Genomic DNA, 12,895 nt, shown 5'->3' with positions numbered 1-12,895 from the left:
TTAATAAAAAATAAAAAAAGGCTTCAAACCGAAGTTAGAAGCCTTTTATTCAAATCAACCAAATTTAAATGTTTATTCTTTTTTTAATGCTTTTATATCTGCAATTAATTGTTTTACTGAGTTTTTATTTAATCCGTTGTAAATACCTCTTATGTGTTTATTTTTATCAACTAAAATAAAATTTTCGGTGTGCAAAAAATCGTTTATTCCTTTTGGCTCTCCTAAATCATTTTCTACAAAATAAGCAGTTCTACCTAAATCGTAAATTTCTTTTTTATTACCTGTAACTAAATGCCAATTCTTACCAATATTTTTATCTATTGCATATTTTTTTAATTGTGGCACAGAATCTATTGTTGGTGTAACTGAATGAGAAAGCATTAAAACTGTATCATCATTTTTAAAAGCTTCTTGAACTAGATGCATATTTTTTGTCATCATTGGGCAAATGCCAGGGCAAGTTGTAAAGAAAAAATCTGTGACATAAATCTTATTTTCGAAAATTTTTTGGGTGATAGTTTCTCCATTTTGGTTGATAAATTCAAAATCAGGAATTTTATGAAATTTCTTTAATTCATCAGAATTTGAAGCAATCCATTTTGGTGTAAATGAAGCTTCATTATAATAAGGTAACTCACTAACTCTACTTGTAAATGTTTTGTTATTTTGCTTTTTACATCCTATAAAAAAAAGAAAAGCAATCATTAAAAAACTATATTTTTTTACTTTCTTCAATCTTTTCGTTTTTAAGTTGATAACAAGAGTTTGCTCTTTTCATTCCGAAAACTCTTCCGTTTTTAGCTTCATAATTTACATACAACTTTCCGTTTTCTAGCCAAGCTTTTTGCAAACCTTCTTCTCTACCATCTACCAAATTTCTTTTTCTTGATAATGTTCCGTCTTTAAACCATTTTAGTTCAACACCTTGCTTTTTACCTTTTAAGTAATTGACTTCAGAGGCTAAAACATCATTATTCCACCAAGTTTTATAACTACCAACTAACACATTCTGATTATAATGTGATTCTAATTTTAAAACTCCATTTGCAAACCATTGTCTGTATTCGTTTTGCTTTTTTCCGTTAAAAAATCCTATTTTTTCTTTTAAAGAATTATTTGGATAATATTTTACAGCATAACCAGAAAAAAGTTTGTTTTTATAATACCAATTGCCCTGATTACCATTTAAAACTAAACTATCTTTATGAATAGTAAAAGAATTAATTACTACTTTTTCTATAGGTTTTAATTCTTCTTTTTTAGTATCAGATACAGAATTGCATCCCAGACAATAAAAAGTTACTACACATAAAGATAAGATGATATTTTTCATTTTAATAACCTTGATAAGGACCTGCAAAGGCTATATAAGAGCCTGTTGTAGAATATAATTCATTAATAATATGATAATGATATTCTTGCTCGCCAGCAGTATATTGAGTTGCTGATGTATGTCCACCAGAAGTATCTAAATCTACAGGATATGTACCAGTTGAGTTACATTTTCTACCATAAAGAAAAACACCATCTAAAAGTACACCAACTAAGTTTTCATCATCATCAGAAAAAGCTTTTGGTTCTAAATGATAGTGGTAAACCCCAGGACCAATATGAGCACCAGTCCAATCTAAACTTGCTGCTGCTGCATCTAAAGCTCCACCACCTTCTTGATCGTTAAAAATAGATGCTCCACTAACTGCTATACCAATTGTATCAAAATCTGTAGATCTACTATTACCTGTTAATTCTGGTGTTGCATCTACAGTAATTGTTGCTGAATTGTTATTACTAGACATAATAGATGGGGTAGTTGCTACACCTGGCTCATCTCTGTACAAAGTATTACCTTCTCCCCAGTAAATGGTTTCGTGATTTGGTAAACCTGTTGTTTCTATAGTAACTGTTGTTCCATTACCAGATAAATAAATATCTGTAGCATCTGTGTTAAAAGCTGCAAAGGCTGGGTGCAATTCTGTTACAACATCATCTGTTACTTCTGGTTCTGTTTCTACTTCTGCATCTTCGCTAGAATTACAAGAAACAAAAGCTGTAAAATACATTGCTAAAAGTAAAGTGGTTTTAATAATTTTGGTTTTCATTTTGATTGATTTAATTAGTATTTAAATAATTAGATGCGTTAATTCTAAAAAACTTGTGCTAAAATTATTTATTTTCTGGTCTTTCTCTTCTTTTTGGTTTTGGTGCTTTTTCTAACTCTTCTTTAGTTAAAAAACCATCTTCGTCTGTATCGATCTTTTTAAAATCTTTTTTTATTGGTCCCTTTGCTTCTTTTTTAGAAATTTTTCCATCTTCATCTTTATCTAATTCTTTAATTAATTGTTCTACAGATGGTGGTCCTTCTCTTCTTTTTTCATCATTATTTTCTTGTGCAGATACTGCTGTAAAACTTAATAAAATTACTGCTACTGTTAAAATTGATTTTTTCATTTTTATATTTTTAAATGTTATGTGTATTAAGATGCTGTTGCTTTATAAAACTTGTTGTCATTAACTTAAGTTTAACAAAATAAAAAATTAATGATGATTTATAGAATGATAAAAACACCCACAAAAACAACACAAAACACTAATTGACAATTGTTTGAAACAAAAAAAAAAAAAAAAACCTACATCATATTTAAAATGATATAGGTTAAATGAGTTTATAGAAAGAAATGAGTTTATATGATTATAAAATTTTATATGAAACTAAATTTATAACAGATCACAAACTAATTATCCTGGAGGAGGAGGCATTCCTTCTCCTCTTGGAGGCATACCTTCTCTTCTTGGTAGATGATTTTCACCGTTTACAGGTGGTCTAGAATTATTTCCTTTTATGGCATTATTTATAATTACGTCAAACTTTTTTTGTTGTTCTGATGTACAAATTTTTCTGACAGATTTAAAGAAATGAAATACTTCTAACTCTTTTTTTATTTCTAGATTACCTGCAACAGTCGCTAGAGAATCAATATTTTTAGTTTCATCAGCAAAAGAATTGAATAAAATATCTTTTTGTTTTCTAATTCTTTGATCAAAATTTAACATTTTTTTTCTGTGGATGTTATCTAGGCTTTTAAACTTTTCTTGTTGCTCTTCAGAAAACTGTAATTGTTCTATTAAAAAACCTCTTTCTGCATTATTTTTTCTGTTTAAATGTGGCTTTTTTATCAACATAAAAATTAAAACACCATTTAAAAGAATGAGTACCACTAATAATATTGGAAGTAATTTTGATTTCATTTTTGTCTTAATTTAAAATGGAATTCGTTTCAGATTGCAAAGAATATTCTTGTGCAAAACTCTCTAAAGTTACAGTATTACTTACTTCTTGAGATGAATATGCATAAAATAATGCACCAACATTTAATAATAAAACCAAACCTAAAGTTGCCATTTGTAACTGAGGAGAAAACCAACCCAATATTTTTGATTTTTCTTCTTTTATGTTTTCTAATTGTTGCAAAACCTTATGTTTAAAAAAGTGATTTACTTTCACCTCTTCTATATTGTCTAATATCTTAAAAGTATCATCAATATTATTTTCTATTTCTTTCTTAGATTTCATCTTTATTCTTTTTGATAAAATAATTTTACAATTATTTAGATGCTTTATCTTATAAAAACTTGCGCTCTTTATAAAAATATTCTATTTATTTAATTTTTAACAACTTAATATGATTCATTTTTATAAACAATTGCTAATTTTTCTTTTAATGCTTTTTTTGCTCTAAACATTATAGATTCTACAGATGATAAACTTTTACCTGTAATTTCTACTATTTCTTGATAACTTTTACCATCAATCTTAGCTAAAGTAAATACCACTTTTTGCGAATCTGGCAAGGTATTTATCGCCTTAAAAATTGTGGCAGATTTTTCTTTATTTTCTAATAAAATTCCTGGGTGATTAAACTCAGTAAAATAACTTGTTTTATCTAATGGCATTTCATTACCCATAATAGATTGCATAAAAGCAAATCGTTTTTTGGTATTTTTTTTTCTGATGAATTCCAGACATTTATTGGTTGCAATTCTATAAATCCAAGTAGAGAGTTTAGAATCGCCTTTAAACTTATTTATCGATTTAAAAACTTCTAAAAAGACTTCTTGTGCAACATCTTCTGCATCTTCTTTATTAGGTATAAAAGAAATACAAGTGCTAAAAACTTTCTGTTGATAATCATCTAAAAGCTGACTAAAAGCAGATTGTTTTCCTTGTTTTAAATTATTTATAAAGTTTTGTTCGTTCAAATTTTATTGTCAAAAAAAGTAAACATACAAAAAAAGACTGCTCAATAGAACAGTCTTTTTAAATTTATTTTTGTTTCGAATTATTTAGTCATTGTAACAACTCTTTGTGGTAAAGGAGCCTCATAGCCTGCATTACTTAAAGCCTCAACAATTTTTTGTCTTGTGTCCCAAAAAACATCCCAATAATTATTACAATCTACATAAGGTAAAGCCAAAAGTTCTACACTGTTTTCTCCTAAATTATTAACGGCAACTCTTGGTGCTACATTGCCATCGTTTAAAACATTAGCATCGTTTTTAAGAATATTCATTACAATTTCTTTGGCTTTTGAAATATCTGCACCATAACGAATTGCAAAAGGCATATCTATTCTTAAATTACCAATTTTAGTAAGGTTTGTAATTTTATTTGCTGTAATTGCTGAATTCGGAATTATTTCTGTTTCGTTCTGAAAGGTTTCTATTACAGTTACAAAAACTGATATTTCTTTTACAAAACCAAAAGCACCATTGGTTTTTATTAAATCGCCTACTTTAAAAGGTCTAAAAATTAAAAGCATTACACCAGATGCAATATGACCTAAAGAACCATTAAATGCAGCTCCAATTGCTAAACCTACACCTGCCAATAATGCTGCAAAAGAAGCCATTGGTAAACCTACAATACCTGCTATTGAAATAATTAATAATAATTTTAAAATAAAACCTAAAGTGGTTAATAAAAATGGTTGTAAAGTTTCGTCTATTGTTCTTTTTTCAAAAATTTTGGAAATTCCATTCATTATCATTCTAATAACCCAAAGTCCAATTATTAAAGCTGCAACTGCACCAATTAATTGTAAACCCCAGTTTCCTAAACCTGCCGAAATTGTATTGTAAAAGTTTTTTAATGATTCTGTGAATGTTTCCATTTTTTTTGATTTTAATTAGTTATACTTTTTCGACACTATAAAATTTAAAAAGTCACGAACGTAATATTTTTGCAATAGAATTTTTAGCATAAAAATTAGAATATGTATCTTTGCATAAGAATTATTATTTATGAAATTACTATTGCTTACTTTAGGATTATTGGCTCTTGGTGTTGCAGGAATTGCTATTAAAATTTGGGCAAAAAAAGATGGTGAATTTGCTGGTACTTGTGCTAGTCAAAACCCTATGTTAAATGAAAGTGGTGAAGCTTGTGGGTTTTGTGGTAAAACACCAGACCAGTTTGATTCTTGTGCAGAACCACAGCATAATTAATTACTAATATTACAATGATTATATCTGTAGTTTTCTACACATTTGTAGTTTTTACAGCTATACAAGTCATTTACTACCTCGTTTTTTCTAACTTTCTTTCTGCTAAAAAAAATAGAAAAAAACTTACGGAACAAGATCCTGTTTCTGTAATTATTTTTGCAAAAAATTGTGCCAAAGAGTTACAAGAAAATTTACCTTTTATTCTTTCTCAAAAATATTCGAAGTTAGAAATTCTTTTATTAAATAATGCATCATCAGACAATACTGCTGAAGTAATTGAAACTTTTAAAAAAGAAAATGAAAACATTAAAATTTTAGATATTGAAAATAATGAGGCGTTTTGGGGCAACAAAAAATATGCCTTAACTTTAGGTATTAAAGCTGCCAAATACGAGCATTTATTATTTTCTGAAGCCAATTGTAAACCAACTTCTGATACTTGGATTGCAGAAATGAGTAAAGAATTTACGCCTAAGAAATCTATAGTTTTAGGATACAGTAAATACGCCAATAAAAGTTCTTTACTAAATTTCTTTATCCGTTTCGAAAACTTATTAAGTGCTATTCAGTGTTTTTCTTTTACCAAATTAGGTGCTCCTTTTATGGCTTTTGGTGATAATTTAGCCTACAAAAAAAGTGAGTTCTTTAAAGTAAAAGGTTTTATAAATCACTTAAAAATAAAAAATGATAATGGCGATCTATTTATAAAGGATGCATCTACACCAAATAATACTGCTTTTACGATTTCTCAAAATTGTTTTATAGAATCTAATGTTACTTATTCGTTTGGTAAATGGTTTCAAAAATTAAGAATTAAAAATACAATTCAAAAACAGTATAAATTTAAAAATCGTTTTTTATTGAACTTTTTTAATTTTTCTAAGCTTATATTTTATGTTTTAGGAACAATCTTATTTTTCTACTATTCTTGGCAAATAATGTTACCAATTGTACTTACTTATTTTATAGTACAATTTATTGTAATTGGTGTATCAGCTAAAAAATTAAAAGAACCTTACATCATTTTTCTATTACCATTTTTAGAAATCGGTTTATTATTGATTCAAATTAGTATATTTAGTGCTAATTTGATTTCAAAACCAAATCATTGGAAATAAACGACAATAAAATTTCATTAAATATTTTAAAAGCAAAAGAAGGAAATCAATCTGCATTTCGTTTTTTGCTAGATTCTTTTTGGGGAGATGTATATAGTTATCAACTAAAAAGAACAAAAAGCGAAAATGATGCAGAAGATATTGCCATACAAACTTTTTCTAAAGCTTTCGATAAAATACATACTTTTGATGACAAATATGTTTTTAAAACTTGGTTAATTGCCATTTCTAAAAATGTTCATATTGATTTACTTCGTAAGAAAAAATCATCTATCTATACAGAAACTACTATAGAACAAGAAGAAAAAGTGTATTTGGTGGTTGATGAAAATCCTACTCCAGAAGACAAAATAATAAGAGAACAGAATTTAGCAAAGCTTTTAAGAGATATAAAACAACTAAAGCCAAAATACCAACAAGTAATACAGTTACGTTATTTTCAAGAGCTGAGTTATAAAGAAATATCTACTCAAATTAACGAACCAATGAACAACGTAAAAGTAAAATTATTACGTGCAAAAAAATTATTGGCAGAGATTATTGAAAGAAAATAAAAATGAAAAAATCATTCTTACAATCTTTAGGACCAGGTTTATTATTTGCTGGTGCAGCAATTGGAGTATCTCATTTGGTACAATCTACTAAAGCAGGTGCAGAATTTGGTTTTGGTTTACTTTGGGCTTTATTATTAATTCATATTATAAAATATCCATTTTTTCAATTTGGTCCACGTTATGCAGCAGCAACTGGTGAAACTTTATTAGATGGTTACCGTAAATTAGGTAAAGGTGTTTTAGCCATCTATTATATTTTGAATTTTGCTACTATGTTTACCATTCAAGCAGCAGTTACAATTGTTACAGCAGGTTTGGCTTCTAAAATTTTCGGTTTTACCAATAACTTAGTCATTTGGTCTGCAATTTTAATGGCTATTAGCATTGTAATTTTACTAATTGGAAAGTATAAGTTGTTAGATAATTTAATGAAATACATTATTATTACGCTAACCATAAGTACTGTTGCTGCAGTTGCTGTGGCATTATTTAGCTCTACAGAAGCTTTTGATGTTATTCAAATTTTACCCTCTGGATCTGTAGAAATTACTTTTATGATTGCTTTTTTAGGTTGGATGCCAACTTCTTTAGATATTTCTATCTGGCACTCCATTTGGTCTGTAGAAAAAAGTAAAAACACCCTAACCAAAATAAAACCTAAAGACGCCATTTTCGATTTTAATGTAGGTTATATTGGCACACTTATTTTAGGGGTTTGCTTTGTACTTTTAGGAACACTTGTTATGTATAAATCTGGCGAAACTTTTTCTAACAAAGGTGTAGAATTTGCAAGTCAGTTAATAAATTTATACACTAAAAATTTAGGTGATTTTTCTTATGTTTTTATTGCTTTAGCTGCATTTACAACAATGTTTAGCACAACATTAACTACTTTAGATGCATCACCAAGAGCAATGAACAGAAGCTCTAAATTATTGTTTGATAAAAAATTTAAATTTGGGTATTGGTTTTGGATTTTCTTTCTTTTTATTGGTACTATAATCATCTTACAATACTTTTTAGCAAATATGGGAAGCTTGATAAAAATAGCCACAATTTTATCGTTTTTAACAGCTCCCTTTTATGCAATTATGAATTTTTTATTGATTACAGGAAAACACACTCCTAAAGAACATCAACCAAAAATATTTATTAGAATTTTAAGTATTGTTGGTATTGTTTTTTTAATCGGATTTAGCATTTGGTTTTTAACAAGTATTTAATTGCTTCAAAGTTTATGAAAGTTATATTACTTACTTTTTTTCTACTTTTTTTATTCCTAAAATCTAACTCTCAAACTAAAGAGTGGCAGACCTATGATTTAGATTCTATTGTTTATTTAGACTTACCTTTTGATGTTTATGAAATTGATTCCATTATTGATAATAAACGATATTATGAAATATATTCAAGTAATGATTCATCAAGTTTTGTAGCTCAAAAATTTTATTTTGATGCAACTTATGCTGATGAAGAAATGCCAACTTTACCTTATAATTACGAAAGTCTAAAAACTTTTTATTTAGATCTCATTTGGACTTTTGAAGAAGTTTCTGAATACAAAATGGATGATTTTAATGCTTTTAAACTTCAAAATCTTACTGGCTATAAAGTTAATTTTACTGATAAGAATAATGTTCTGGTTCAGCAAATGATCTTAATTTATGTAAATAAAAATTTTTATATTTTTTCTTATACTGATATTAGTGGATTAAAAGAAGTAGATAAAGACGAATTCTTTAATAATATTCATTTTGATGATACAAACGGATTAAAACAATATCCGAATAAAACAAACACTATTCTTAAAAAAATACCATTAGTATTATTTCCTATTCTTTTTTTGTCATTCATTTTAAGCATTTTATCAAAAAGAAAAAAACGCCTTAATTAATTCTTAAGAGTTGTATTACCTTCTTAATCTTTTCTTCGTAAATTTGCACTTTAAATAAGATTGATAATGGCTGTAGAATCTGTAGTACTTCCTGAAAGACCTAAAAAACCAAAATGGTTACGTGTAAAATTACCTGTGGGTAAAAAATATACTGAATTAAGAGGTTTAGTTGATAAGTATAAATTAAATACAATTTGTACAAGTGGTAGTTGCCCAAATATGGGTGAATGTTGGGGAGAAGGTACTGCTACATTTATGATTTTAGGTAATATTTGTACACGTTCTTGTGGTTTTTGTGGTGTAAAAACAGGTAGACCAGAAACTGTAGAATGGGATGAACCAGAAAAAGTGGCTCGTTCTATAAAAATTATGAGCATTAAACACGCGGTAATTACATCTGTAGATAGAGACGATTTAAAAGATGGTGGTTCTATTATTTGGGCAGAAACTGTAGATGCAATTCGTAGAGCAAACCCTAACACAACTTTAGAAACTTTAATTCCTGATTTTCAAGGTAACACTAAACAAATAGATAGAATTATAGAAGTTGCTCCTGAAGTAGTTTCTCATAACATGGAAACTGTTAGAAGATTAACTCGTGAAGTTAGAATTCAGGCAAAATACGATAGAAGTTTAGGTGTTTTAAAATACTTAAAAGAAAACGGAATGCGTACCAAAACTGGCTTAATGTTAGGTTTAGGTGAAACTGAAGAAGAAGTAATACAAACAATGAAAGATTTACGTGATGTAAATTGTGATATTATAACCATTGGTCAATATTTACAACCTACAAAAAAACATTTACCTGTAAATAATTTTATTACTCCAGAACAGTTTAAAAAATACGAAACTATTGGTTTAGAAATGGGTTTTATGTATGTAGAAAGTGGTGCTTTAGTAAGATCTTCTTATAAAGCACACAAACACGCTATTTAACCTCAAAAGTTGTCTTAATTGATATAGGTTTGCCGTCATTGGTAAAACCTTCTAAATTAATTTCGTAAACGCCTAAATTATCAGAGGTATAAAAATCAAAAGTATTTGATTCTTTTGATAATTTACAATCTAGTTGCCAAAATAATTGTGCTCTAAAATCTGGAATTCTTTCTTGTTTATTAGTATCATATTTTTGAGTAAAATACTTTTTAGGCACCAAAGGCTTAAATAATTCTATATTTTTTTGATAGTCTTTACTCACTAAATTTGTATAATCTCCTTTAAAGGTTTCAAGAATAATTACACCATTATAAAGTTTAGTACCATAAACATAATTGTCTTTTAAAACAATTATTTTCTCTACTTGCCTGGTTTTTAAATCAATAATATCATTATGATTTAAAATTTGTAAACCTTCTATAAGTAATAATGGCTTGTTATTTCTATAGAAAAAATCTACACCCAATACTTTTATAGAATATTGATCTCCTTTTTTTGAATAATATAGATGCTCTGTAATTTCAGTTAAAGTTTCTTTTAAAGTAGGGAATCTAGTATAATCATCTAAATAATAAGTGTACACATTTGAACCAAAAAACTTTTCTTTATTTACATACTTCTTTATTGAATCTTGTTTTTTTACGTTGTAAGCATTTTCAATTTGATTATAAATACTTCTTTGTTCTATATTTTTCTTTACTTCTTCTGATAAGCTAAAATCTTTAAATTTTAAAGTTTTAAAGTTTACAACATCATCTTTATTCATTATAATTTGATAATCTTCTCGGTTTTCATCATCAATTTCTATTGTAGCTTTTGATGAGTTGTAAGTTTTATCAATAATGAAATAAAAAATCCCTTTATCGTCTGTTTTAGAAACTTTAAAAACATATTCTTTTCCAGGTATTGCAATAGAAACATTTACAGAAGGTATTGCTTTTTTTGAATCTTTGTGAATTACTTTACCAGATATTAACTCTCCTCTAAATTCTGGAAATTGTACTAGTTGTGCTGTTTTATTACCTAATTTTTTCTTTTGATATAAAGATAAATAAGTACTACTACTCTTTTTTTTAGGAACATTAAATTGATTTACTTTGCGTACAGAAATTGAGTAATTACCTGCAATTTGATTTAGATTATCTGCATTTACATTTAATGTAACTTTTTCTCTGTTTGTAAATATGGTTTTATTTATCTTAAGATTTATAGCATTTGTCTTATTATTAATTATTTCATTTTTATCTACAGTTTGTGCTACTTCTTTTTCTTTATTTAAAAATTTAGAATTGTCTGCAAATGGATTTAGAATAGCAATATCTCCTTGAAAAAAATTATCTTCTCCTCCATTTTTCATCCATTTGGTGTAAGCTATAATTTTATAATTACCAGAATTTATAGAAGCTGGTATAAAAAAATCTCCTTGCCCTATGCCTGAGTTTAATAAAATTTTATGCTTAAAATGTATTTTATAATTTTGGTCAATTAAAGCTACATAAGCAACTTTACTTAGGTTAGTCAGTTGATTAGTTTTGGCATTTAAACAATATACTTTATACAACAATTGCTCTCCTGAAAGCAAAAAAGTAGTATTATAATGCACAAAAATGTTTTCTTGTGGTATGTTTTTAAACATATCAAAAGTCTTCGGTTTTTGTTGTGCATAGCTCTTAGAAAAAAAGCAAGTTAAGAATAATAAGAGTGCTATTTTTTTCATTTTATAAATTTAATCTTCCCAAAAATCTGGTTTTATATTAGAGCCTGACATTGTACAATCTCCGCAAATTCTTGCAACAACATCATATGGGCCACCATCTTCTCCCATTGGTTTTTCATAAACAAGAGTTACTCTATCTAACCTAACCATAGTTGTTAATTCATTAGCTGGTGGATCTATAATTGTGCATGGCCAAGCATAAAAAGAATCTAAGACATCTTCTCTATTAAAAAATATTCTTTTTTCTGAAATAGAAGAAACTTCGAAAAAACCTAAAACTTTTTCATTTGAATTATTTACTTCATAAATATTACTTGATAAAAAACCTGGTTGAATTTGTGATAACAAACTTTGTGAGCTAGAAAACTCATCTAAAACCTTAAGATAATTATAAGATTCTCTCGATTGTGTGTATTGCTTTACTAAAATACTATACCTAGTATTTAATCTAATATTATCACTTGGAATAAATTTTAATAAAAATTCAGAAATTCTATCTTCTTCTAAAAGATTTGTATTGACTAACATTCTACCTTTAGATGCTATGGTGTTATAACAAGTTTGCTCTTCTTGAGATCTTGGCACCACAGAAAATCCTCCTGATGAATTTAAAATTAAATCATCTGGAGACCAATAAGGTACAACAACTTTGTAAGTTTCTTCAAATGCATAACCATAATATTTAGAGTTATTAGATGGATCATAACTATCTACATACAAACCAACTCCTTCTACACCATCTTCATCAATAGTTTTAGAAGCATAAACATTATCTATAGAAGTTACATTTGTAAGTTGTGTACTTTGAGAAACATACTCATTACCATCCTTAGTATTTATAGATAAAGTATACTCAACATTTGGCTCTGCTTTAAACATTTGTGTAGATGTATAAACACCAAGGCCAGATTCTCTAAAACTATAAGTTTCGTTATTGCTGGTTTCAATTTTAATTACTGCTCCAGGCTCTAAATTTGGTTCATAATCTTCAAATTTATAAGTTCTGCTAAGTAATATTTCATGGTATTTTAACTCGTTTGTAATTGTAGCTTCAACCACTAAAGCATCTTCAAATTCTTCAGTAGCAGCATCAAATTCTTCAATACAACTATTTGTAATAGCAAGAAGAATACCTATGGAAATAAAATAAACTATTTTCTTCATAATTAACACT

The 12,895-nt window shown here is 27.4% G+C and carries 16 protein-coding genes; 6 read left to right on the top strand and 10 right to left on the bottom strand.

The features are described 5' to 3' along the window. Nucleotides 1–72 precede the first annotated feature (72 nt). The 8 genes from BW723_RS11295 to BW723_RS11260 all read right to left on the bottom strand — a co-directional run bounded on the left by BW723_RS11295 (nt 73) and on the right by BW723_RS11260 (nt 5,168). Nucleotides 73–735, bottom strand: a complete 663-nt coding sequence (locus BW723_RS11295) for an SCO family protein (RefSeq protein ID WP_394372174.1) — start codon at nt 733–735, stop codon at nt 73–75. Next, nucleotides 713–1,333: a toxin-antitoxin system YwqK family antitoxin gene (locus BW723_RS11290; RefSeq protein ID WP_068364778.1), complete on the bottom strand. Its 621-nt coding sequence runs from the start codon at nt 1,331–1,333 to the stop codon at nt 713–715. Before BW723_RS11290 ends, BW723_RS11295 begins: the two co-directional genes overlap by 23 nt. Before the next feature lies 1 nt (nt 1,334). Beyond that, a complete protein-coding gene (locus tag BW723_RS11285) occupies nt 1,335–2,099 on the bottom strand; it encodes a YHYH protein (RefSeq protein WP_068364781.1) in 765 nt (254 codons plus the stop codon). Nucleotides 2,100–2,163: 64 nt separating this feature from the next. Continuing rightward, a complete protein-coding gene (locus BW723_RS11280) occupies nt 2,164–2,448 on the bottom strand; it encodes an EF-hand domain-containing protein (protein WP_068364784.1) in 285 nt (94 codons plus the stop codon). 288 nt (nt 2,449–2,736) lie between these two features. Then, nucleotides 2,737–3,246, bottom strand: coding sequence for a Spy/CpxP family protein refolding chaperone (locus BW723_RS11275; RefSeq protein ID WP_068364787.1), 510 nt, complete (start codon nt 3,244–3,246; stop codon nt 2,737–2,739). Between the two features lie 7 nt (nt 3,247–3,253). Further along, a complete protein-coding gene (locus BW723_RS11270) occupies nt 3,254–3,571 on the bottom strand; it encodes a hypothetical protein (RefSeq protein ID WP_068364790.1) in 318 nt (105 codons plus the stop codon). Between the two features lie 104 nt (nt 3,572–3,675). After that, complete coding sequence (locus BW723_RS11265; RefSeq protein WP_068364793.1) at nt 3,676–4,257, bottom strand: RNA polymerase sigma factor; 582 nt, start codon at nt 4,255–4,257, stop codon at nt 3,676–3,678. An 80-nt stretch (nt 4,258–4,337) separates the two neighbouring features. Next, complete coding sequence (locus tag BW723_RS11260; RefSeq protein ID WP_068364796.1) at nt 4,338–5,168, bottom strand: mechanosensitive ion channel family protein; 831 nt, start codon at nt 5,166–5,168, stop codon at nt 4,338–4,340. 130 nt (nt 5,169–5,298) lie between these two features. Here BW723_RS11260 and BW723_RS11255 point away from each other — a divergent pair, with 130 nt between their 5' ends. The 6 genes from BW723_RS11255 to lipA all read left to right on the top strand — a co-directional run bounded on the left by BW723_RS11255 (nt 5,299) and on the right by lipA (nt 10,004). Further along, nucleotides 5,299–5,502, top strand: coding sequence for a membrane or secreted protein (locus tag BW723_RS11255; RefSeq protein ID WP_068364799.1), 204 nt, complete (start codon nt 5,299–5,301; stop codon nt 5,500–5,502). A gap of 14 nt (nt 5,503–5,516) precedes the next feature. Continuing rightward, nucleotides 5,517–6,620 (top strand): glycosyltransferase, encoded by a 1,104-nt coding sequence (locus BW723_RS11250; protein WP_068364802.1) that lies wholly within the window; start codon nt 5,517–5,519, stop codon nt 6,618–6,620. Continuing rightward, nucleotides 6,611–7,174, top strand: coding sequence for an RNA polymerase sigma factor (locus BW723_RS11245; RefSeq protein ID WP_068364805.1), 564 nt, complete (start codon nt 6,611–6,613; stop codon nt 7,172–7,174). Before BW723_RS11250 ends, BW723_RS11245 begins: the two co-directional genes overlap by 10 nt. A gap of 2 nt (nt 7,175–7,176) precedes the next feature. Beyond that, a complete protein-coding gene (locus tag BW723_RS11240; RefSeq protein ID WP_068364808.1) occupies nt 7,177–8,397 on the top strand; it encodes an Nramp family divalent metal transporter in 1,221 nt (406 codons plus the stop codon). A gap of 14 nt (nt 8,398–8,411) precedes the next feature. Next, the gene (locus BW723_RS11235; protein WP_139059146.1) at nt 8,412–9,068 is read left to right on the top strand and encodes a hypothetical protein; all 657 of its coding nucleotides are present in this window, start codon (nt 8,412–8,414) and stop codon (nt 9,066–9,068) included. A gap of 66 nt (nt 9,069–9,134) precedes the next feature. Continuing rightward, nucleotides 9,135–10,004, top strand: coding sequence for a lipoyl synthase (lipA, locus tag BW723_RS11230; RefSeq protein ID WP_068364815.1), 870 nt, complete (start codon nt 9,135–9,137; stop codon nt 10,002–10,004). Here lipA and BW723_RS11225 read toward each other — a convergent pair. Both BW723_RS11225 and BW723_RS11220 read right to left on the bottom strand, forming a co-directional pair. Then, on the bottom strand, nt 9,997–11,721 hold the full coding sequence (locus tag BW723_RS11225) for a hypothetical protein (protein WP_083139915.1): 1,725 nt from the start codon (nt 11,719–11,721) through the stop codon (nt 9,997–9,999). The genes lipA and BW723_RS11225 overlap by 8 nt on opposite strands. Before the next feature lie 9 nt (nt 11,722–11,730). Then, a complete protein-coding gene (locus BW723_RS11220) occupies nt 11,731–12,885 on the bottom strand; it encodes a DUF4249 domain-containing protein (RefSeq protein ID WP_068364817.1) in 1,155 nt (384 codons plus the stop codon). Nucleotides 12,886–12,895: the final 10 nt, after the last annotated feature.

It is taken from the genome of Polaribacter reichenbachii, assembly GCF_001975665.1.
GTDB lineage: Bacteria > Bacteroidota > Bacteroidia > Flavobacteriales > Flavobacteriaceae > Polaribacter > Polaribacter reichenbachii.
Note: the sequence above shows the minus strand (reverse complement) of the source record. Positions and strands in the feature narration are given on the sequence as shown.

Coding starts and splice junctions, on each gene's coding strand:
- BW723_RS11225 (WP_083139915.1), bottom strand. CDS start 11,721: ATGAAAAAAATAGCACTCTTATTATTCTTAACTTGCTTTTTTTCTAAG.
- BW723_RS11285 (WP_068364781.1), bottom strand. CDS start 2,099: ATGAAAACCAAAATTATTAAAACCACTTTACTTTTAGCAATGTATTTT.
- BW723_RS11290 (WP_068364778.1), bottom strand. CDS start 1,333: ATGAAAAATATCATCTTATCTTTATGTGTAGTAACTTTTTATTGTCTG.
- BW723_RS11235 (WP_139059146.1), top strand. CDS start 8,412: ATGAAAGTTATATTACTTACTTTTTTTCTACTTTTTTTATTCCTAAAA.
- BW723_RS11220 (WP_068364817.1), bottom strand. CDS start 12,885: ATGAAGAAAATAGTTTATTTTATTTCCATAGGTATTCTTCTTGCTATT.
- BW723_RS11255 (WP_068364799.1), top strand. CDS start 5,299: ATGAAATTACTATTGCTTACTTTAGGATTATTGGCTCTTGGTGTTGCA.
- BW723_RS11240 (WP_068364808.1), top strand. CDS start 7,177: ATGAAAAAATCATTCTTACAATCTTTAGGACCAGGTTTATTATTTGCT.
- BW723_RS11280 (WP_068364784.1), bottom strand. CDS start 2,448: ATGAAAAAATCAATTTTAACAGTAGCAGTAATTTTATTAAGTTTTACA.
- BW723_RS11250 (WP_068364802.1), top strand. CDS start 5,517: ATGATTATATCTGTAGTTTTCTACACATTTGTAGTTTTTACAGCTATA.
- lipA (WP_068364815.1), top strand. CDS start 9,135: ATGGCTGTAGAATCTGTAGTACTTCCTGAAAGACCTAAAAAACCAAAA.
- BW723_RS11275 (WP_068364787.1), bottom strand. CDS start 3,246: ATGAAATCAAAATTACTTCCAATATTATTAGTGGTACTCATTCTTTTA.
- BW723_RS11270 (WP_068364790.1), bottom strand. CDS start 3,571: ATGAAATCTAAGAAAGAAATAGAAAATAATATTGATGATACTTTTAAG.
- BW723_RS11260 (WP_068364796.1), bottom strand. CDS start 5,168: ATGGAAACATTCACAGAATCATTAAAAAACTTTTACAATACAATTTCG.